The sequence below is a fragment of the Lysobacter firmicutimachus genome (assembly GCF_037027445.1).
Classification (GTDB): Bacteria; Pseudomonadota; Gammaproteobacteria; order Xanthomonadales; family Xanthomonadaceae; genus Lysobacter; species Lysobacter firmicutimachus.
Genome location: NZ_JBANDL010000002.1, coordinates 3,164,475 through 3,186,168 on the forward strand (window position 1 = coordinate 3,164,475; position 21,694 = coordinate 3,186,168).

General features: G+C 68.3%; 13 protein-coding genes. 6 read left to right on the forward strand and 7 right to left on the reverse strand.

Features of this window, described 5'->3' with window-relative positions; translation table 11 throughout:
• Positions 1–12: 12 nt before the first annotated feature.
• Positions 13–306, forward strand: a complete 294-nt coding sequence (locus V2J18_RS13870) for a hypothetical protein (protein WP_064747494.1) — start codon at positions 13–15, stop codon at positions 304–306.
• Between the two features lie 1,263 nt (positions 307–1,569).
• On the opposite strand, the gene V2J18_RS13875 is transcribed toward V2J18_RS13870, so the two are convergent.
• The 3 genes from V2J18_RS13875 to apbC all read right to left on the reverse strand — a co-directional run bounded on the left by V2J18_RS13875 (position 1,570) and on the right by apbC (position 4,173).
• The gene (locus tag V2J18_RS13875; RefSeq protein ID WP_336132054.1) at positions 1,570–2,082 is read right to left on the reverse strand and encodes an RDD family protein; all 513 of its coding nucleotides are present in this window, start codon (positions 2,080–2,082) and stop codon (positions 1,570–1,572) included.
• A gap of 391 nt (positions 2,083–2,473) precedes the next feature.
• A complete protein-coding gene (dcd, locus tag V2J18_RS13880; RefSeq protein WP_064747812.1) occupies positions 2,474–3,043 on the reverse strand; it encodes a dCTP deaminase in 570 nt (189 codons plus the stop codon).
• Between the two features lie 62 nt (positions 3,044–3,105).
• Positions 3,106–4,173 carry an iron-sulfur cluster carrier protein ApbC gene (apbC, locus tag V2J18_RS13885; protein ID WP_336132055.1) on the reverse strand — a complete coding sequence of 356 codons (1,068 nt, stop codon included), beginning with the start codon at positions 4,171–4,173 and terminating at the stop codon, positions 3,106–3,108.
• A 453-nt stretch (positions 4,174–4,626) separates the two neighbouring features.
• Between apbC and V2J18_RS13890 the strand changes: the two genes are divergently transcribed.
• The 5 genes from V2J18_RS13890 to rnfB all read left to right on the forward strand — a co-directional run bounded on the left by V2J18_RS13890 (position 4,627) and on the right by rnfB (position 14,909).
• Positions 4,627–7,620, forward strand: coding sequence for a TonB-dependent receptor plug domain-containing protein (locus V2J18_RS13890; protein WP_064750032.1), 2,994 nt, complete (start codon positions 4,627–4,629; stop codon positions 7,618–7,620).
• 1,043 nt (positions 7,621–8,663) lie between these two features.
• The gene (locus tag V2J18_RS13895; RefSeq protein WP_336132056.1) at positions 8,664–11,486 is read left to right on the forward strand and encodes a TonB-dependent receptor plug domain-containing protein; all 2,823 of its coding nucleotides are present in this window, start codon (positions 8,664–8,666) and stop codon (positions 11,484–11,486) included.
• A 204-nt stretch (positions 11,487–11,690) separates the two neighbouring features.
• Entirely contained in the window at positions 11,691–12,125 is a 435-nt protein-coding gene (locus tag V2J18_RS13900) for a DUF2147 domain-containing protein (RefSeq protein WP_064748103.1), read from the forward strand.
• Positions 12,126–12,335: 210 nt separating this feature from the next.
• Complete coding sequence (gene metG, locus V2J18_RS13905) at positions 12,336–14,408, forward strand: methionine--tRNA ligase (RefSeq protein ID WP_336132057.1); 2,073 nt, start codon at positions 12,336–12,338, stop codon at positions 14,406–14,408.
• A gap of 60 nt (positions 14,409–14,468) precedes the next feature.
• The gene (gene rnfB / locus V2J18_RS13910; RefSeq protein ID WP_075575122.1) at positions 14,469–14,909 is read left to right on the forward strand and encodes an Rnf electron transport complex subunit RnfB; all 441 of its coding nucleotides are present in this window, start codon (positions 14,469–14,471) and stop codon (positions 14,907–14,909) included.
• Positions 14,910–15,543: 634 nt separating this feature from the next.
• Here rnfB and V2J18_RS13915 read toward each other — a convergent pair.
• The 4 genes from V2J18_RS13915 to V2J18_RS13930 form a co-directional block, all read right to left on the reverse strand.
• The gene (locus tag V2J18_RS13915; protein ID WP_064748100.1) at positions 15,544–16,590 is read right to left on the reverse strand and encodes a TraB/GumN family protein; all 1,047 of its coding nucleotides are present in this window, start codon (positions 16,588–16,590) and stop codon (positions 15,544–15,546) included.
• Positions 16,591–16,611: 21 nt separating this feature from the next.
• Positions 16,612–17,607 (reverse strand): DUF1684 domain-containing protein, encoded by a 996-nt coding sequence (locus tag V2J18_RS13920; protein WP_087960720.1) that lies wholly within the window; start codon positions 17,605–17,607, stop codon positions 16,612–16,614.
• The gene (mutL, locus tag V2J18_RS13925) at positions 17,607–19,502 is read right to left on the reverse strand and encodes a DNA mismatch repair endonuclease MutL (RefSeq protein ID WP_064748116.1); all 1,896 of its coding nucleotides are present in this window, start codon (positions 19,500–19,502) and stop codon (positions 17,607–17,609) included. Before mutL ends, V2J18_RS13920 begins: the two co-directional genes overlap by 1 nt.
• Before the next feature lie 423 nt (positions 19,503–19,925).
• A complete protein-coding gene (locus V2J18_RS13930; protein WP_064748115.1) occupies positions 19,926–21,653 on the reverse strand; it encodes an N-acetylmuramoyl-L-alanine amidase in 1,728 nt (575 codons plus the stop codon).
• Between the last annotated feature and the right edge of the window lie 41 nt (positions 21,654–21,694).

Genomic DNA, 21,694 nt, shown 5'->3' on the forward strand with positions numbered 1-21,694 from the left:
GAGACTTCCCCCATGAACCGCCTGCTGCTCGCTTTCGTACTCGCCTTGTCCGCGCTCGCTCCGGCCCAGGCCGGCCTGTTCGACAAAAACCCCGACCAGGTCGCGCAAGAGGCGGTCAGCAAGAACCTGCGCGCGGTGACCCTGTGGGTCGACGCCAGCTGGGGCTTCCGCAACCAGGGCGCCGCCAACGCGCTGAGCCGCGCCCACCAGGCCTTCACCACCCGCGGCTACGACGTGGTCAGCGTCGAACCGTACATCGAGAACGGCGACCTGCAAGGCTTTTTCGTCACTTATCAGAAGCCCTGAGCGCAGTGGGGCGCGAGCGGCAACTGGGGCCTTTCCCCGGCCGCACAGCACCTGCTGCTATTGCTGTTAAGAGCTTGGCGCAGCACCGAGCTCGCGAGAACCATTGCAGACCCGAAGGGCGGCGCACAGGACGTGCGCCGTTTTTCGATAAGACAGGGATGTCTTATCGAAAAATCCCGGCGCAAGCATCGAACTCGCAGGGGAGCTTCGCGCAAATGCGTTTTTCTTTGGTGACTTTCTTTTGGGGCGCCAAAAGAAAGTTACCCGCCCGCTTGCGGGCGGAAGCTTTGTTTTCACAGCCTTCGAACGACAGGCGCCGCGAGACCGAAACAGCGCGGTCGCGGCTTACGCCGCTCCTACAGGGCAGCCGAAGAAAGTTGCTCCGCCGCTGAAAGGCGGGAGCTTTGGTTTTCACAGCCTCCGAACGACAGACGCCGCGAGACCGAGACAGCGCGGTCGCGGCTTACGCCGCTCCTACAGGGCAGCCGAAGAAAGTTGCTCCGCCGCTGAAAGGCGGGAGCTTTGGTTTTCGCAGCCTTCGAACGACGGACGCCGCGAGACCGAAACAGCGTGGTCGCGGCTTACGCCGCTCCTACAGGGCAGCCGAAGAAAGTTGCTCCGCCGCTGAAAGGCGGGAGCTTTGGTTTTCACAGCCTCCGAACGACAGACGCCGCGAGACCGAGACAGCGCGGTCGCGGCTTACGCCGCTCCTACAGGGCAGCCGAAGAAAGTTGCTCCGCCGCTGAAAGGCGGGAGCTTTGGTTTTCGCAGCCTCCGAACGACCGACGCCGCGAGACCGAGACAGCGTGGTCGCGGCTTACGCCGCTCCTACAGGGCAGCCGAAGAAAGTTGCTTCGCCGCTGAAAGGCGGGAGCTTTGGTTTTCACAGCCTCCGAACGACTGACGCCGCGAGACCGAGGCAGCGCGGTCGCGGCTTGCGCCGCTCCTACAGGGCAGCCGAAGAAAATTGGCCCCCGCTGAAGGGCGGAGCTTTGTTTTCGCAGCCTCCGAACGACCGACGCCGCGAGACCGAGGCAGCGTGGTCGCGGCTTGCGCCGCTCCTACAGGGCAGCCGAAGAAAGTTACCCCCGCTGAAGGGCGGAGCTTTGTTTTCGCAGCCACCGAACGACCGACGCCGCGAGACCGAGGCAGCGCGGTCGCGGCTTGCGCCGCTCCTACAGGAAGCGGCGGCGTCCCACGAACGAAAAACGCGCCGATGCCAGCGGCATCGGCGCGTCGGAAGGCCAGGCGGTGCGGGCTGGATCAGCGCGCGACCACCACCTTGGTGCCGGCGATCTGGTCGTGCAGGCAGCGACGGTCGTCGCGGAAGATCATCAGCACGTCCACCAGCTGGACGATCGCGCCCAGGCAGGGAATCAGGCCCACGCCCTGCGAGAACAGATAGCGCTTGCCGAGCAGTTCGACCAGGCTCGGCTGCAACCCGTCCATGTCGACGATCTTGATCTTCATGACCTTCTTGCCCCAGGTCTGGCCGCTCTGGTTGAGCGGATAGGCCTGGATCACGAAGAACAGGATCACGCCGATCAGGCCCCACAGGAACTGCAGGCCGAAAGTCTGCTGACCGTTCTGGGCGGCGGTCAGGGCCTGTTCGAAATAGCCGCCGACGAACATCAACGGCAGCAGCAGCACCAGCATGATCACGCCGTCGATGATCGCCGCGACCAGGCGGATGCCGCGTCCGGCCAGCTCCTCTTCGCCGTACGCCGGTTCGGTCAGCGACGACTGCGGGCTCTGGTAGGGGTTCTGAGGGTCCATTCTTCTCTCCTTGCAGGTAATGGGCGTTCGTCGGCCCCCTGCCGCGACGCCACGAAAATCCAGGCGGCGAAGATAGCAGGACAACGTGACTTAAGGCACATCGTGCCGCGCCGAAAGCCGCCGGTCCGCGACCGGCGGCGCCGATCGCGCAACGGACCGGGCGCGGCACGGCCGCACGCGATCGCGCCGGATCGACACGATCCGGACGCGCCGTCCGAGCACGCGGATGCGAGGCGCCACCCCATCGTCGTCGCGACGGAGGCGCCGGAGCGCTCTGGGAGAATTGCGCTGAAGTCCCTGGCTCCCCGCATTCGCGGGGACGACGATCCCGCAGGGACGCGCGGGCACTCGCCCGCCATCGCCCCTGCGACGGCCGCAGCCCGATCGCGGATCAGGTGCGCGGCAGGGTTACGCCGGTCTGGCCCTGGTACTTGCCGCCGCGGTCCTTGTACGAGGTGTCGCAGACCTCGTCGGACTGGAAGAACAGCATCTGCGCCACGCCCTCGTTGGCGTAGATCCGCGCCGGCAGCGGCGTGGTGTTGCTGAATTCCAGGGTCACGTGGCCTTCCCACTCCGGTTCCAACGGGGTCACGTTGACGATGATGCCGCAGCGCGCGTAGGTGCTCTTGCCCAGGCACACCACCAGCACATCGCGCGGGATGCGGAAGTACTCCACCGTGCGCGCCAGGGCGAAGGAGTTCGGCGGGATGATGCAGACGTCGTTCTCGACGTCGACGAAGCTGCCCGGATCGAAGTGCTTGGGGTCGACGATGGTCGAGTTGATGTTGGTGAAGACCTTGAACTCGCGCGAGCAGCGCACGTCGTAGCCGTAGCTGGAGGTGCCGTAGCTGACGATGCGCTGGCCGTCGGATGCGTGCTTGACCTGGCCGGGCTCGAACGGCTCGATCATGCCGTGCTGCTCGGACATGCGGCGGATCCAACGGTCGGACTTGATGCTCATGCGGTGTTCCAGTGAGGGCAGCCTGGCTGCCGATTGTAGGGGTTAAAACGGCCGCGCCGCGCTCAGCCCAGCAGCGAGGCCGAGATCGAGGGCGTGGTGCGCGGGCGCCGCGCCAGCGCCACCGCCAGCCGCCGCGCCACGCCGCGGTAGGCGCGCGCCGCGGCCGAGTCGGGCTGGGCCGCGACCAGCGGCACGCCGGCATCGCCCTGTTCGCGGATCGCCAGTTCCAGCGGCAGGCTGCCCAACAGCGGCACGCCGTACTGCGCCGCCATGCGCGCGCCGCCGCCTTCGCCGAACAGATGCTCGGTGTGGCCGCAGTTCGTGCACACATGCACGGCCATGTTCTCGATCAGGCCCAGCACCGGCACCTCGACCTTCTCGAACATGCGCAGCGCCTTGCGCGCGTCCAGGGTCGCGACCTCCTGCGGTGTGGTCACGATCACCGCGCCGGCGACCGGGATCTTCTGCGACAGGGTCAACTGGATGTCGCCGGTGCCGGGCGGCAGGTCGACGATCAGATAGTCCAGCTCGCCCCACTGGGTATCGTTGAGCAAGGTGGTCAGGGCCGAGGTCGCCATCGGGCCGCGCCAGATCATCGGCGTGTCCTGCTCGACCAGCGGACCGATCGACATCGCCTCCACGCCGTGCGCGCGCAGCGGCTCGATGTGCTTGCCGTCCGGGCTGTCGGGCTTGCCGTGCACGCCGAGCATGGTCGGCACGCTGGGGCCGTAGATGTCGGCATCGAGCACGCCGACCCGGGCGCCGTCGGCCGCCAGGGCCAGGGCCAGGTTGACCGCGGTGGTCGATTTGCCGACCCCGCCCTTGCCCGAACCCACCGCGATCAGGTTGCGCACGTTCGGCAGCGGCGCCAGCTTGGGCTGGACCGCGTGGGCGACGATGCGCGAATTCAGTTCCAGGCTGGCCAGGCTCAGCGATTGCGCAGCCAGCAGCTCGCCGATCGAACGCTCCAGCCCGGCGCGCAGGCCGCCCAGGGGGAAGCCGGCGGAAATCGACACCGCGACCCGGCCGTCGGCCGCGCCGGCGCGGATGCGCGCCTCGCTGTCGCCCAGGCGCAGGTCGGTGTCGGGGATGAGAAGCGCCGCGATCGCGGCCTGCAAGGTCTCGCTCATGCCGGCCGTCCAGCCGGGCGTGGGGTGTGCTTGTGCATGGGGGCTCTGTGATGGGACCGGCCGCTCGGCGGCCGCGCACATGGTAAGGCCTGCGCCCCGGCAGCGTCCCCTTCGCCGCCATCGCCACGGCCCGGCACCGCCTCTCGTCGTGCCCCCGACCGACGCCATCGGAAATTGCAAGCGACTGATCGAGTCGGCGAAACCGGCGTGACAGCTATCGCATTCATTTTGCTCGGACTTTGCCCCGAAACGGCACGCCCGCGCCCCCTATTCAGCTAGAGAAGCCAACACGATCAACCAGTTGAGCGTTGGTCTTCAGCAAAGCCAAGGGGCGCCGGGCGCAAAACGGCAAATGTTTCGCGCGTGTTAATTTCAGGTTTGTCAAAGGATTGTTAATCGCCAGGACGGCCACCGGAAGTCGTACTTCGTTCTTCACGTTTTGGGGGAAACACAATGGCAGTTCGCAACACGCTCGGCCTGCAACGCAGCAGGCTGACGGCCGCACTGGTCAGCGCGATGCTGATCTCCGTCAGCGGCGCCGGCTACGCCGCCGATCCGGCCCCGGCCGCCGAAGGCTCGGCCGCGCCGACCGACATCGACGCGGTCACCGTGACCGGCTCGCGCATCAAGCGCATCGGCTTCGTCACCCCGTCCCCGGTGGTCGGCATCAGCTCGGAAGAGATCCGCTCCACCGGCGCGGTCACCATCGCCGATCTCATGACCACCCTGCCGCAGCTGTCGGCGACCTACACCCTCGGCAACTCGACCCGCTCGATCGGCACCGCCGGCCTGGGCCTGCTCGACCTGCGCGGCATGGGCACCGCCCGCACCCTGGTGCTGGTCAACGGCCGCCGCCACGTCGGCGGCCTGTCCGGCTCGACCGCGGTCGACGTCAACACCATCCCGGTCGAACTGATCGAGCGCGTGGAAGTCATCACCGGCGGCGCCTCGGCCGTGTACGGCGCCGACGCCGTCGCCGGCGTGGTCAACTTCATCATGAAGAAGTCCTTCGACGGCTACGAAGTGCGCGCCCAGACCGGCGACGCCAGCGAAGGCGACTTCAGCCGCTCGTTCGTCAGCGTGACCGGCGGCAACACCTTCGCCGAAGGCCGCGGCAGCGTCGTGTACTCGGCCGAGTACAGCAAGCAGGACAACTTCGGCCGCAACGATCGCTCGATCGGCCGGGAGTTCCTGCTCAGCATGCCGAACCCGAACTACAACCCGAACCTGCCGTCCAGCCAGAGCAACCCGCAGCGCGTGTTCATGGGTCCGGGCGGCAACTCCAGCATCTCCTACGGCGGCACCTTCAACGCCGGCGGCGTGCGCTACCAGTTCAACGAAGACGGCAGCTTCCGCCGCACCCGTTACGACGGTCCGCGCGACGGCGCCAACACCTGCGTCAATTGCGACTTCGTCGACCTCAACAGCGTCGCCGACCTGCAGCCGGGCTTCGACCGCTACAGCGTCAACACGATGGTGAACTTCGACATCAACGAGAACCACAAGTTCTTCTTCGAAGGCAAGTACACCAAGACCGAGTCCGAGTTCCTGGCCCAGCCGAGCTTCGACCAGCCGCTGCGCATCCGCCGCGACAACGCCTACCTGTCGCCGCAGCTGGCGGCGCTGATGGACGCCAACGGCCTCAACAGCCTGACCGACCGCAACCGCATGCTGCAGGTCTCGCGCTTCAACGTCGACGCGGGCCGCCGCGGCGAGAACGTCGAGCGCGAAACCCAGCGCTACGTGGTCGGCCTGGAAGGCTACCTGAGCGAGAACTGGTCGTACGAAGTCTCGGCCAACTACGGCAAGACCGAGATCGATCGCCTCAACCTCAACAACCGCATCAACGACCGCTGGCAGGCCGGCATGGACGTGGTGCGCGACGGCGCCGGCAATCTGGTCTGCCGCACCTCGATCGATCCGAACGCGATCAACCCGAACACCGGCGTGCGCTACCTCGACCTGTCGCGCCAGGGCTGCGTGCCGTTCAGCATCTTCGGCAACGGCGCGGTCAACCCGCAGGCGGCCGACTGGTTCAACTACGACGCGGTCAACCGCACCAAGCTGACCCAGAAGGTGTTCAGCGCTTCGGTCGCCAACAGCTCGCTGTTCGAGCTGCCGGCCGGCGGCGTCGGCTTCGCGGCCGGCGTGGAATGGCGCAAGGAAACCAGCGAAGAGAACACCGATCCGCTGGCGGCCCAGGGCCTGACCTTCCTCAACGCGATCCCGAACCGTAAGGGCGAGTACAGCGTCAAGGAAATCTTCGCCGAAACCACCATCCCGCTGTTGGCCGACCTGCCGGGCGTGCAGCGCCTGAGCATGGACCTGGCCGGCCGTTACTCCGACTACAGCACGGTCGGCGAGACCAAGACCTGGAACGTCGGCCTGGATTGGGCGATCAACGATTCGTTCCGCGTCCGCGCCAGCCTGGCCCAGGCGGTGCGCGCGCCGAACATCGGCGAGCTGTTCAACCCGCAGACCCAGAACTTCGCCACCATCAACGACCCCTGCGACACCCGTCCGGGCCGCACCAACTCGGTCAACACCGCCGCCAACCCGGCGCTGCGCGCGCAGAACTGCGCCGCGCTGGGCCTGCCGGCGAACTACGTCGACACCTACGGCGGCAACCGCCCGGGCGTCAGCGGCGGCAACCCGGACCTGAACGTCGAAGAGGCGCGTTCGTTCTCCTACGGCTTCGTCTGGCAGCCGGAGTTCATCGAAGGCTTCGGTCTGTCGGTGGACTACTGGCGGGTCAACCTGAAGGACGCGATCGGCGCGGTCACCGCCGAAACCCTGGCGACCCGCTGCGTCGACTCGCCCGGCGGCATCGGCAACGACTTCTGCGCGGCGATCCTGCGCGCTCCGGCGGGCGGCTACGTCGACCCGCAGGGCCGCACCTTCCCGGCCGGCTCGATCTACAACTGGACCGCGCTCAACGAGAACCTGGCCCGTTCGCGCCGCACCGGCGTGGACATCGAAGCGGACTACCGCTTCGAACTGTTCGGCGGCCAGACCTCGCTGCGCTTCGTCGGCACGCGCCTGATCTCCTCGCGCGAGTGGGCGTTCCAGGCGTTCCCGAACGAGTACCGCGAGTACCTGAACTACGTCAGCGATCCGCGCTGGCGCGCCTCGCTCAACGCCAGCTACAAGCTGGGCCAGTGGCGCGCGAGCTGGGACATGCGCTACATCGACGGCAACCTGCGCGTCGAGCCGTGGAGCTACCAGAGCAACCCGGGCCAGGTCTCGCCGATCCGCAACGGTTCGTACACCTACCACAACCTGCAGGTCGGCTATAAGCTGCCGAACACCGGTCTGGACCTGTACGTCGGCGCCGACAACGTGTTCGACAAGGATCCGCCGCTGAACTACTTCGGCGAAAGCGCGATCAACTCGAACTACGACAACATCGGCCGCTACGTGTACGTGGGCGCGACCTACAAGTTCTGATCGCCGCAAGGCCTTCGAACCGCGACAAGAACAAGCCCGGCCTCGCGCCGGGCTTTTTCTTTGCCCGCCCGCAACCCGCCGACCGGTACCGAGCGAACCGCGCTCCCCTCGCCGAAGGAACGCTGCGCCATCGGCGACCGCATCGGCCGCACCGCGCTGCCCAATCCGCATCGCTGGCCGACCTCCGCGGTCGCGGCTTGCGCCGCTCCTACCCCTCAACAACAACGCACCGCCCGCCGTTGCTGTTGCTGTTGCTGTTGCTGTTGCTGTTGCTGTTGCTGTTGCTGTAAAGAGCTTGGCGCCGCATCGAACTCGCAAGAACGCCCTCAAGCCCCGGAGGGCGGCCCGCAGGGAGGCGGGCCGTGCGCAGCCAGGCCAGGGAGGGCCTGTGCGGAGCAGCCCGGCGAAAACCTCTTCCCATAGTGGCTTTTGATCCGAAAACAGCCATGGCGTTTTCTTTGGTTACTTTTGACCGAAGGAAATCCAGTAAGACGTTGTCGCCTTGGACAAAGAAAGTGACCCGGCCGCTTGCGGACGGAAGCTTGGCTTTGAAGCTTTGAGCTTTGAAGCTTCACAGGCCTTCGAACGACAGACGCCGCGAGGCCGAAAGGACGCGGTCGCGGCTTACGCCGCTCCTACAGGGGCCCAGGACAAAGCGCGGCGAGTGAAGGATGGCGGTCGCAGCTCGCGCCGCTCCTGCAGGGGCCTGCCCTCTCTACCCGCCCCACCGCCGGCCGGATCGCCGGTTACACCTGCAATCGAAAATAGGCATCCGTCGCGACGAAACCGGGGATTCGCCGACCGAAACCGGGCCCAGGCCTAGGCCGCCGTTGCGTACCAGGACTCGCCGCGAGCGGCCAAAACCGCGACGAGTCCAGATAAATCAAGCACCTATCGTCATGAAAAACGATCATCCACCGCAGAATTGCAATTCGATGGCAGATTGGTTAATCGCATGTTAATTTTGCCCGCGAAGGAACAGGGGATCGCCAAGGTCGGCACATAGCTCAGTCCATTTCGCTTCGCTTCGGGGGATTCACCAGATGTCGTCCAATCACCACGGCCTGCGTCGCAGCAGGCTGTCGCGGGCGGTTGCGTCCGCGATGCTGTTCGGCGCCGCGGGCGCCGCGTTCGCCCAGGAACCGGCCGCGGCCAGCGCCGGCGGTTCCGACAAGCCCACCGACGTCGCCGGCGTCGTCGTCACCGGTTCGCGCATCAAGCGCACCCAGATCGAAGGGCCCTCGCCGGTCACCGTGATCAGCTCGGCGCAGATCCAGCGCGAAGGCTTCGTCACCGTGTTCGATGCGCTGTCCACGCTGACCCAGAACGGCGGCACGGTACAGAACGAACTCAACTCGGCCGGCGGCTTCACGCCCAACGGCAGCCCGGTCAACCTGCGCGGCCTCGGCCCGGGCCGCACCCTGCTGCTGATCAACGGTCGCCGCGCCGCGGACTACCCGTTCCCGTACAACGGCCAGAGCAACTTCCAGAACTTCGGCAATATTCCCTCCGCGGCGGTGGACCGGATCGAGATCCTGTCCGGCGGCGCGTCGGCGATCTACGGCTCCGATGCGGTCGCCGGCGTGGTCAACGTGGTGCTGAAGACCAACTTCGACGGCGACAAGCTGACCGTGCGCGGCGGCACCTCGACCACCGGCGGCGGCGACTTCGGCAACGTGCAGTGGGTCGGCGGCCGTTCCGGCGACAACTGGAGCGTGACCTACGCCCTGGAGTATTTCGCCGACGAGCCGGTGTTCGCGTTCCAGCGCGACTTCATGGACTCCACCGACGACAACCCGCGGCCGACCCCGGAACTGGGCAACAACCAGCCCACCGCGGCGATCCGCCTCAATCGCCCGGGCAATGCCGCCAACTCCTACATCGCCCCGCCCGCCGGCGTCTGCGATCGCTTCGACGGCGAGTTCGTGCGCTTCAACTACCGCACCGTGGTCGCCGGCACCCGCGCCGTGACCAACCTCGGCCCGGCCTGCGGTTCCTGGGGCGACGTCGGCTACCAGACCATCGCCAACGGCAACAGCGACTGGTCGGGCTATCTGTACGGCACCTACACCTTCGGCAACGGCTTGCAGGCCTGGACCAGCCTGCAGGGCTATCACTCCAAGTCCAAGCTGTCCGGCGGCACCGAGGCGATCAGCGGCCCGCACATCGACCGCACCGGCCGCGTCACCACCTGGTTCGACACCGGCTTCAACACCAATCTCAACATGCAGCGTCTGCTGACGCCGCAGGAGTACGGCGGCTTCGACGCGATGTACCAGCGCTTCACCGAGAAGTCGCTCGACGTCGCCGTCGGCCTGCGCGGCACCCTCGCCGACCGCTTCGACTGGGACGTGACCCTGGGACGCGCCGAGTACCGCGCCGACCGCACCCGTCCGCGCCTGGACGGCTCGGCGGTGACCGATTGGTTCTTCGGTCCGCGCCTGAACACCACCGGCACCCCGCGCTACCGAATCAACCTCGACCGCCTCTACACCCCGCTGACCCCGGCCCAGTACCGGGCGATGTCGACCACGCTGAAGTACGAAGCCGAGTCCTGGGTGACCCAGGGCAGCGCCACCTTGTCCGGCGACCTGTTCGAGCTGCCGGCCGGACCGCTGGGCTTCGCCGCGGTGGTCGACTTCACCCAGCAGGGCTACGAGTTGAACTCGCCGCGCAGCATCCTGCCGACCGTGGTCGAGACCTACGGCCTGACCGGCACCAACGGCGGCGGCGACCGCGACCGCTACGCCGCGGGCCTGGAGTTCAGCATTCCGATCCTGCCGTCGTTGAAGGCCAGCCTGGCCGGCCGCTTCGACAAGTACGACGACATCACCGCGGTCGACGACGCCAAGACCTGGGGCTACGGCCTGGAGTGGCGCCCGATCGAGAGCCTGCTGGTGCGCGGCAACTACTCGACCAGCTTCAAGGCGCCGGACATGCACTTCGTGTTCAACGAAGGCAGCGGCAGCTTCAGCACCGTACTCGACACCTACCGCTGCCTCAACGCCAACCTGGCCGCGTCCTCGTGCACGGGCACGGTCTACAACTACTCGGTGTTCGCGACCAGCAAGGGCGAACCCACCCTGACCGAGGAAACCGGCGAGTCCTGGGGCGCCGGCCTGGTGTGGGACATCACCGACGGCCTGTCGATGTCGGTCGACTACTACGACATCAAGCTCGACGATGCGGTCACCACCCTCAGCAGCACCTACATCCTCGACAACGAGGGCGGTTGCCGCACCGGCCTGACCCGCACCCGCCAGCCGTTCCAATTCGCCGCCGATTCGGCGTTCTGCCAGGAAATCCTCAGCCGCGTGACCCGCAGCGGCGCGCCGGGCGAGCCCACCGATCGCGTCACCGGCGTGCGCAGCGGCCCGGTCAACCAGTCCCTGCGCCATGTCGCCGGCCTGGATGCGGCCTTGAACTGGCGCTTCAGCACGCAGCGCTGGGGCGACTACCGCTGGGAGCTGGGCTGGACCCACACCCTCAAGCACGAGCGTCAGCTGCTGGCGACCGATCCGGTCGAGCGCGACTGGCGCGACGATCCGGGCAACTTCGATTTCCGCAGCCGCGTGCGCGGCTCGGTGAACTGGCAGAAGAACGACTGGAACGCCACCGTGTTCATGACCCGCTACGGCAGCCTGCCGAACTGGCAGGAAACCGGCCGCATCGCGCCGTACTTCCTGTGGAACGCGAACCTGGGCAAGCAGATCACCGACAAGGCCAAGGTCACGGTGTTCGTCAACAACGTGTTCAACAAGTTCCACCCCAGCGACGACGGCTACGACAGCTATCCGTATTTCTATTCGGCGTACAGCCCGATCGGCCGCGAAATCTCGGCCCAGTTCGAGTACCAGTTCCACTGATCCGCCCTTCGCGGGCCCGGCCGCGCGCCGGGCCCGCAACCGCTTCCAGCCCGGCTCCGGCCGGGCTTTTTTCTGCCTGCGACGGCGAGCTGAACGGCGCCCGCCATCGCCTTCCGTACGCCGACGGATGCGGTATAAAGGTCGCAACCGTCGCCCCACCGTACGGCCGAACCGTTTCCACGCTCCATCCCTGGGAGGGGACTCATGCGTACCAAACTGCTCGCCCTGCTGTTGCTCGCTCTGCCCGCCGCGGCTTTCGCCCAGACCCCGGTCGGGCACTGGACCACCATCGACGACAAGACCCAGAAGCCCAAGTCGGTGGTCGAAATCTACGAGGCCAAAGACGGCAGCCTGGCCGGCCGCGTCACCGAGGTGCTGCAGTCCGACCGCGGCCCCAACCCGGTCTGCGACAAGTGCTCCGGCGACCGCAAGAACAAGCCGGTCAAAGGCATGGTGATCTTGTGGGGCATCCGCAAGAAGGGCAACGTCTGGGAAGGCGGCCAGATCCTCGACCCGGCCAGCGGCAAGGTCTATTCGGTCAAGGTGACCCCGACCGACGCCGGCAAGAAGCTGGACGTGCGCGGCTTCATGGGCTTCTCGCTGCTCGGCCGCACCCAGACCTGGATGCGCCGCGAATAACCCCGGCGGGCCCGTCGTTCACGGAAGCCCGGCCTCGGCCGGGCTTCTTTTTTGGGCGACTGCGGGCCTTGGCCGGGGCGGTGTTTGCACGCGTGCCGCCCTGCCGCGTTCGGCCTGTAAACGGCGGCCGCCACAGACCGCTGCGCCGCCGTTCCCGGGCTGTCCCCGGGCCCATGCCATAATTCACGACCGCCCACGACCACCCCGCCCATGTCCCGCGAAATCGTCGTCTCCAACGCCCTGCCCTACGCCAACGGCGACCTGCACCTCGGCCATCTGGTCGGGTACATGCAGGCCGACATCTGGGTACGCGCGCAGCGGATGAGCGGGAACACGGTGCGCTACATCTGCGCCGACGACACCCACGGCACCCCGATCATGCTCGGCGCGGAGAAGGCCGGGCAGACGCCGGAGGCCTACATCGCCCAGATCCAGGTCCGTCACGAGCGCGATTTCCGCGACTTCGGCGTGCACTTCGACCACTACGACTCGACCCATTCGGCGGGCAACCGCAGCCTGACCGAAGGGTTCTATGCGCGCCTGGACAACAACGGCCACATCGCCCGGCGCTCGGTCGCGCAGTTGTTCGACCCGGTCAAGGGCATGTTCCTGCCCGACCGCTACGTCAAGGGCATCTGCCCGAACTGCGGCACGCCCGACCAGTACGGCGACAACTGCGAGAACTGCGGCGCGACCTACGCCCCGACCGAACTCAAGGAGCCGCGCTCGGTGGTCAGCGGCGCGACGCCGGAGTTGCGCGAGTCCGAGCATTTCTTCTTCGAGGTCGGCCATTTCGAGGGCTTCCTGCGCGAGTGGCTGGCCGGCGACGTCGCCACGCCCGGGATCAAGGCCAAGCTCAGCGAATGGCTGGACGCCGAAGGCGGCCTGCGCGCCTGGGACATCTCCCGCGACGCGCCCTATTTCGGCTTCGAGATCCCCGGCCACCCGGGCAAATTCCTGTACGTCTGGCTGGACGCGCCGATCGGCTACCTGAGCAGCTTGCAGGCCCTGTGCGAGCGCGAAGGCCTGGATTTCTGGTCCTATCTGGCGCGCGACAGCGGTGCCGAGCTGCATCACTTCATCGGCAAGGACATCGTCACCTTCCACGGCCTGTTCTGGCCGGCGGTGCTGCACGGCGCCGGCTTCCGCGCCCCGACCCGGCTGCACGTCAACGGCTACCTGATGGTCAACAGCGAGAAGATGTCGAAGTCGCGCGGCACCTTCATCCAGGCCCGCACCTACCTCGACGTCGGCCTGGACCCGGAAGCGCTGCGCTATTACTTCGCCACCAAGACCAGCGGCGGCGTGGAGGACATCGACCTCAACCTGGCCGACTTCGTCGCCCGGGTGAACTCGGACGTGGTCGGCAAGTTCGTCAACCTCGCCAGCCGCTGCGCCGGCTTCATCGAGAAGCGCTTCGAGGGCCGCCTCGCCGACGCCCTGCCCGACCCGGCCATGTACCGACGCTTCGCCGCCCAGCTGGCGCCGATCGCCCAGGCCTACGAACGCAACGAAGCCGCGACCGCGCTGCGCCTGACCATGGCCCTGGCCGACGAGGCCAACAAGTACATCGACGAGCACAAGCCCTGGGTGCTGGCCAAGCAGGACGGCATGGAAGCGCAACTGCAGGCGGTGTGCACCCAGGGCCTGAACCTGTTCCGCGTGCTCGCCGGCGCGCTCAAGCCGGTGCTGCCGCGCGTCGCCGCGCAGACCGAGGCCTTCCTGGCCGCGCCGGTGGCGCGCTGGCAGGACCTCGATGCGCCGTTGCTCGCCCACACCATCGGCGCCTACGCGCCATTGTTCATCCGTATCGATACGAAGTTGATTGACACCATGATCGAAGCCAGCAAGGAATCCCTCGCCCCCGCCGCCAAGGCCGAGCCCGCCGCCGCCGCGAAACCGGTCCCGCAGGCCGCCGCGCCGCAGGCCGAAGCCAAGAGCGAGACCGCCGCGACCATCGCCATCGACGACTTCGCCAAGCTCGACCTGCGCGTCGGCAAGGTGCTGGCCTGCGAGTTCGTCGACGGCTCGGACAAGCTGCTGCGCTTCCAGCTCGACGCCGGCGACCTCGGCCAGCGCCAGATCTTCTCCGGCATCCGCGGCTCCTACGCCGAACCGGACAAGCTGGTCGGCCGCAGCGTGGTGTTCATCGCCAACCTCGCCCCGCGCAAGATGCGCTTCGGCCTCAGCGAAGGCATGATCCTCTCGGCCGGTTTCGACGGCGGCAATCTGTTCCTGCTCGACGCCGACGAAGGCGTGGCGCCGGGCATGCCGGTGCGTTGAGCCGGGATTGGGGATTCGGGATTCGTAAAGCGCGCCGCGGACGCTGTGCCGGATAAGCCCATGCCCATCCCGAACTCCGAATCGCGCCCCCTCGAGCTGACCGAACGGCTGGATCGACTGCTGCCGCAGACCCAATGCGGGCAATGCGGTTACGCCGGTTGCCGGCCGTATGCGGAAGCGATGGCGCGCGGCGAGGCCGGGATCGATCATTGCCCGCCCGGCGGCGACGCTGGCGCACGCGCGCTGGCGCATTTGCTCGGCCTGCCCGCGCTTCCCTACGACCGCAGCCGCGGCGAGCACAAGCCACCGATGGTGGCGCTGGTGGTCGAAGCGGACTGCATCGGCTGCACCAAATGCATCCAGGCCTGTCCCGTCGACGCCATCGTCGGCGGTTCCAAGCACATGCACACCGTGATCGAGCCGCTGTGCACCGGCTGCGAACTGTGCGTACCGGCGTGCCCGGTGGATTGCATCGTGATGGTGCCCGAGCAAGCGCGCTGACCCATCGCCTGCGGACGACGGGTTCGGGCTTCGGTGAACGACGGCGCTGGTCTTCTGCGCATCCCGGGTCGCGGCTTGCGCCGCTCCACCCCCTCAGCAACAACGCAGCGCCTGCAGGCGCTGTTGCCGTTGCCGTTGCCGTTGCCGTTGCCGTTGCCGTAAAGAGCTTGGCGCCGCATCGATCTTGCGAGAACGCACCGAAGCCCCGAAGGGCGGCCCGCAGGGAGGGGCCGTGCGCAGCCAGGCCAGGAAAGGCCGGTGCGGAGCAGCCCCGCGCACGCTCCGAACCATAGTGGCTCTTGATTCGAAACCGCCATGGCGTTTTCTTTGGTGACTTTTGACCGAAGGAAATCCCGTAGGACGTTGTCGCCTTGGACGAAGAAAGTGACCCGGCCGCTTGCGGACGGAAGCTTGGCTTGAAGCTTTGAAGCTTCACAGCCTTCGAACGACAGACGCCGCGAGGTCGCAAGAGCGCGGTCGCGGCTTACGCCGCTCCGACAGAGGGCCCAGGACAAAGACGCGGCGAGCGGGAGAGAGCACGGTCGCGGCTTACGCCGCTTCTGCCCCGCGAGGGTTTCAGGCGTCGACCGATGACGTCGGCGTTGGCTTCTTCGCGCGTCGGCTCGCGCTGCTCCTAGCCTGCTTCCGGCTTGCTTGCCCCGGCCTTTCCGCGAGCAGCCTTCTCGCCCGCAGCGGGGTCCGCCGCGGGAACCGGCGCCGGCAAATCCGCCGTGCCCGCAGCGCAGGCGCCGCATACGCGCTCGATCTTGTAGCCCTTGCCGCGCATCAATTCGATCAGCCCGTCGTCGCCGAGCAGGTGCAGCGCGCCGACCACCACCAGCGTGTTGCCCTGGCGCGACTCGTCGAGCATCTTCTGCAGTTGCGGCAGCCAGGCGCGATTGCGCTCGACGTTGACGATCCGGTAGGTCTCCGGCGTCTTGTCGCGCATCTCCACCCGCGCCTTCGCATCCAGCGTCGCCAGGTCGGCGCGGCGCCAGGCGGTGTGCATGTCCTCGAGCATGCCCGGCACTTCCTCGGGCTGGTCGACGAACTCGCGCAGCGCCTTGATCTGTTCCGGCAGGGGGCCGGAGTCCATCGCCTGCAGCTGCGCATCCATGCTTTCCAGGCCGGCGGTCGGCTTCTCCGCCGCCGCGGCCTGGCGCATCAGGTACTGGTCCAGGCCCAACTGCGGGCTGAAACCCAGCGACTGCGACACGCCCAGCACCAGCGACAGGTTGACGAACCACGGCTCCAGCGGGTCGAGTTGCGCCAGCGAGGCGCCGTTCTTGGCCAGCACGCGATTGAGCTTCTCGCGCAGGTCGCCCGGCAGCACCTGACTCAGGCTGCGGCCGTCGTCGAAACGGGCGCGGGCCATGAAACGCTGCGCCACGCTGGGGTCGAACATCTGATCCGGCGGCACTTCGAACACCAGCTTGGCCGAGTCGGCGAAAGCCTGGTCGACGTCCGCCGCGAGCGGGTAGTCGTCGGGACGCAGCAGGTGGAAGGACCCCAGCAGATACACCGCGTTGTCGGCGTCGGAGACCTTCCACAGCAACGGCACCGGCGGCGTCTTGGGCGCGGCCGCGGCGGCTTCGGCGGCGACCGTGGTGGCCGAGGTCAGCGGCGCGCTCAGCAGCACCGCAGCGGTCAAGGGGGCGAGGAACAGCTTCAACAACCGCATGCGCAGATTCCGGAACGAGGCTTAGGTGGCGTGGGCCGGCGCGGCCGGCGGCTTGTAGGTCTTTTCGCCGGCGGGGATCTCCAGGTCGAGCCGGTTTTCCTGCGGCGGCAGCGGACAGGTCGCGTACGCAGTGAAGGCGCACGGCGGGTTGTAGGCCTTGTTGAAGTCGATCACCACCCCGCCCTGCAGATTGGGCCGCGCGACCTCGAGGAAGCGCCCGGCGCTGTAGCTGGTGTGGCCGCTGGTGCGGTCGGCGAACACCAGCAGCAACTGCTCGCCGCCCTGGTCCAGGGCCTCGAGGCGGAAGCTGCGGCCATCGCGCTGGAACTCGATCGCGCCCGGGTTCGGGGTCGGTTCGATCGTGCCGATGATGTTGGCGATGTCGATGGTCTTGCCGGCCGGATGGGCGACGAACTTGGCGTTGAGCTTCCAGTCCTGCTGCGGCGCCCAGTAATCGATGCCCTTGAAACCGGTCAGGGTCGGCGCCTGCGAGTGGCGCACGCGCAGGAAATAGCGCTCGCCGCGCTTGATCACGGTCAGCCCGCCCTTGCCCTCGTCGAAGCCGATCCGGGTCGGGCCGGCCGGGTAATCGTCGGCGAGCAGGGTCACCGCGCCCTTGATCGGCTGGTCGTTGAAGGTCAGCGGCGCGCCGCGTTCGGGAACGAAGCGCAGGCGGCCGTTGTTGAGCGAAATCAGGCCGAAATGCGCCGGCCCCACCCCCAGGCGGATGCCGTTGTCCGGGTCGCTGCCCAGATAGTGCGAACCCGGTTCGATCGGATGCAGGCCGACCAGGCTGGCCCAACCGTCGGGCTTGAGCAGCTCGGTCTTGCGCTGTTCGCGCCACAACTGCTGGTCGCGATCGAAGGCGTGGTTGGCGGCGGCGACGCGCTCGGCCTCGCGTTGGCGCGCGGCCTGCCGCTCGGGCGAGTCGCACGCCGCCAAGGCCGGCAACAGCGCCAGCGCCAGCAACGCCGGGCGGGACGAAGCGAACAACGGCTTGCGCGCAACGGACATCATCAACGCCCTCGCAGGAACCAGCGGTCGATTTCGGGCAGGCTGAAGCGCGCCCAGGTCGGGCGGCCATGATTGCATTGGCCGGAGCGTTCGGTCGCCTCCATTTCGCGCAGCAGGGCGTTCATTTCCGGCAAAGTGAGACGGCGGTTGGCGCGCACCGCGCCGTGGCAGGCCATGGTCGACAGCAATTCGTCGCGCGCCGCCGCGACCCGGCGCGATTCGCCGTGTTCGCGCAAGTCGGCCAGCACGTCGCGCAGCAGGGCCTCGACGTCGCCATGGGCCAGCAACGCCGGCACCGCACGCAGGGTCAGCGACTGCGGACCGCTGCGGGTGACTTCGAAGCCCAGTTCGACCAGCGTCGCTTCTTCGCGCTCGGCGACCTCGGCCTCGCGCTCGGACACCGCCAGCGTCGCCGGCACCAGCAGCGGCTGGGTACGCAGGCCTTCGCCGTCGTGCGCGCTCTTGAGCTTCTCGTAACCGATGCGTTCGTGCGCGGCGTGCATGTCGACCACGATCAGGCCTTCGGCGCTTTCGGCGAGCACGTAGATGCCGTGCAATTGGGCGATCGCATAGCCCAGCGGCGGCAGGGTCGCGTCGTCGCTGGCCGGCAGCGCCGGCGCGGCGCCCAGCCCCAGGCCCGGCGCGGCGTAGGCGCTGCCGCCGCCGGACGCCGAGCCGCCGCCATAGGACGCACCGCCTGCCGGACCGCCCGCGCCGCCGCTGCCGTACAGCGCGGCGTAGCCGGCGCGGGTCTCGGCGACCTGCAGGCCCAGCGGCGCGGTCGAACGCCATTGATAGGCGTTGGCCGCGGACGTCGCCGCGCCCGCCGTCTGAGCGCTGCCGGCGACCAAACCGTCGGCGCCAGGCGCCTGCGCCGACGGCAGGCTGCCGGCGCGGGTTTCGGCCAGGGCGTCGTTGAGCGTGCGGTAGACGAAGTCGTGGATCAGGCGCGCGTCGCGGAAGCGCACCTCGTGCTTGGCCGGGTGCACGTTGACGTCGACCCGGCGCGGGTCCAGTTCCAGAAACAGCACGTAGGCCGGCTGGCGGCCGTGGAACAGCACGTCGGCGTAGGCCTGTTTGACCGCGTGGGCCACGCTGCGGTCGCGCACCGCGCGGCCGTTGACGTAGAAATACTGCTGATCGGCGCTGGCGCGGTTGTAGGACGGCTGAGCGATCCAGCCGTGCAGGCGCAGGCCGGCGCCGCTGTGGTCGACGCGCAGGGCGTTGCGGGCGAACTCCTCGCCCAGCGCCTCGCCGATGCGCAGGTCCGACAGCCCGACCTCGACCAGGTCGCCCTCGCCCTTCCAGCGCCGGGTCGGCTTGCCGTTGTGGGAGACGCGCAGCTCGACGTCGGGCCGGGCCAGGGCCAGCTGGCGCAGCCATTCTTCGATATGGCCCAGCTCGGTGCGCTCGGCCTTGAGGAACTTGCGCCGCGCCGGCACGTTGAAGAACAGGTCGCGCACCTCGACCGTGGTGCCCTGCGGATGCGGCTTGGGGACGACGTCGCCGACCCGGCCGCCGTCGATCTCCAGCACCGCGCCGCGGTCCTCGCCGATCCGGCGCGAAGACAGGGCGAAACGGCTGACCGAGGCGATCGAGGGCAACGCCTCGCCGCGGAAGCCCAGGGTGGTCACGCCTTCCAGGTCGTCGAGCGAGGCGATCTTGCTGGTGGCGTGGCGCGACACCGCCAGCGGCAGTTCGTCGGCGGCGATGCCGTTGCCGTCGTCGCGGATCCGGATCAGGCGCACGCCGCCCTCCTCCAGATCGATGTCGACCCGGCGTGCGCCGGCGTCGAGCGCGTTCTCGACCAGTTCCTTGACCACGGACGCGGGCCGTTCGACCACTTCGCCGGCGGCGATCTGGTTGATCAGGGTGTCGGGCAGTTGACGGATGCTCACGGGCGGCATTCGGTGCGGCGGCACCGGCGGGGGGATGGGAAACGATGATAGCCGCTGCCGGCGCGGCTTCGCGATCCGGGGCTTGCGCCGGATGCGGCGGATCGGCCCGGCGCGCGGATTCAGGGGCGAAGCAGCAGCAACGGCAAAAGCCGCCTCGCCTGCGCGCCCTGCGCGGCCACCCGCCCCCTTGCAAAGGAGGCAACGGCCGGCGCCCGCTCTTGCGCACCCGGAGCTACGGCCCGGCTTCCGCGGCATCGCACGGCCTCGCTCAGGAGCCCGGTGGCGTCGCGACCGGCATTGCGCCGAAACGACGCCCCCTCCTTTTGAAACGTGGAACGGTGGGATTCGCGCTTTGCCTTCCCCGAAACGATCGCGGCCCCGATCGCTCAGAGCCGCGCAAGAACCGTCGAAATCGTTGCGGGGTTAAGGACTGCCGCCCCCGCCGAACCCGCCCTGCTGCGCTTCGGCGCGCGCCGCGTACATCGTGCCCGGCGGCGGCTGGCGGGTGAAATAGGTGTTGACTCCGTCCAGCACCGCCCGCGCCAACGCGCGCTGGTGCGCCGGATCGGTCAGGCGGCGCTCTTCTTCCGGATTGGAGATGAAGTTGGTCTCGACCAGCATCGCCGGCATGTCGGAGGTGCGCAGCACGGCGAAGTTGGCGCGCTCGATGTTCGGCTTGTGGTTGCGGCCGAGCTGGCGCAGCCCGTCGAGCACATGCCCGGCGGCGTCTTCGGACGCCTTCATGTGCCCGCTCTGGGTCAGGTCCAGCAACACCGAGGTCAGGGTGTTGTCGGACTGCGGCAGGCGCGCGCCGCCGATCAGGTCGGAGGCGTTTTCCTTGTCGGCCAGCCAGCGCGCGCGCTGCGAGGACGCCCCCTTCAGCGACAGCACGTAGACCGAGGAGCCGTTCGCCGAGCGGTTTTCGGCCGCGTCGGCGTGGATCGAGATGAACATGTCGGCCTTGGCGTGACGCGCGAGCTGGGCGCGCCGCGGCAACGGAATGAACACGTCGGTGTCGCGGGTCATGTAGGCCTTGAGACCCGGCGTGGCGTTGATCTGGCGCGCCAGTTCGCGGCCGATCGCCAGGGTCACGTCCTTTTCGCGCTTGCCGGCCAGGCCGATCGCGCCCGGATCCTGGCCGCCGTGACCGGGATCGATGGCGATGATCAACGGGCGCATGCCGCGGCCGCGCATCACGTCCTTGAGCGTCTTGACCGCACCCGGCGGCGGCGCGGTCTCGACCGGCGCCGGGGCCGCTGCCGCGGCACCGGGCATCGGCGTCGGCACGCCGGTCGCAATGCGGGTCGGCACGCCGGTCGCGACCGTGGTCGGCACCGGCGCCTGTGCGGCCTGTTCGAACACGGCCTGGCTCGCGGCGCGCTGCGCAGGCGTCGGCGTCGGCGCGGGCTGCGCAGTCGCCGGTCGCGCGGCCGCGTGGATCGGGTTCGCCGCCGGCAGCGCCGTCGCGATCGCGCTCGGCGCATGGGTGACGGGCGGTGGGTTGCCCGCGACGCTCGGCGCGTTTGCCGCCGGCGCCGCGCCGTTGCGCGCGGCGAGCTCGGAAATCAGTTTGCTGGTGGCCGCATTCGAGGCCAGCGCGGGATCGGGTTCGGCGGCTGGCGCCGGCGCAGTCGCGACGGCGGGCGCCGCGACCATCGGCGACGGCGCGGCCGGCTTCGGCGGCGGGGTCGCGGTGGTAGCGACGCTGGCGGCGGCCGGCTTCGGCGCAGCGGCCGTCGTCTCGTTGCCGTCGCCCGGCCATTCCAGCACCAGGCGCGAACCGCCGGCGCCCTGCTCGATGCGCGGCTTCAGCGCCGCGACCGGCTGGGCCAAGTCGAACACGATCCGAGCGGTGCCGGGCTGCGGCTCGCCGGTGCGCACGGCCTTGACGATGCCGGCGGCGGCGGGAAGCTTGAAAGCCTTGCTCAGGTGCGAGGCCGGCAGATCCACCACCAGGCGATCGGGGCCCTTGAGGCTGAGCACTTTGTACTGGCCGGCGCCGTCCAGAGCGATCTCAGCGCGGGTGCCGGTGGCCCCGTTACGCAGCTCCAAGCCCTTGATTTCACTCGCATGCGCGAGATTCCAAGCCAGCGCCGCCAGCAGCGCTAGGCCGAGCAGGAACTTCTGAACGGTGGCCCCTTTGACTCGCATGCGCATAAGTCAAGCACCGGAAAATCACAATTGCAAGTATT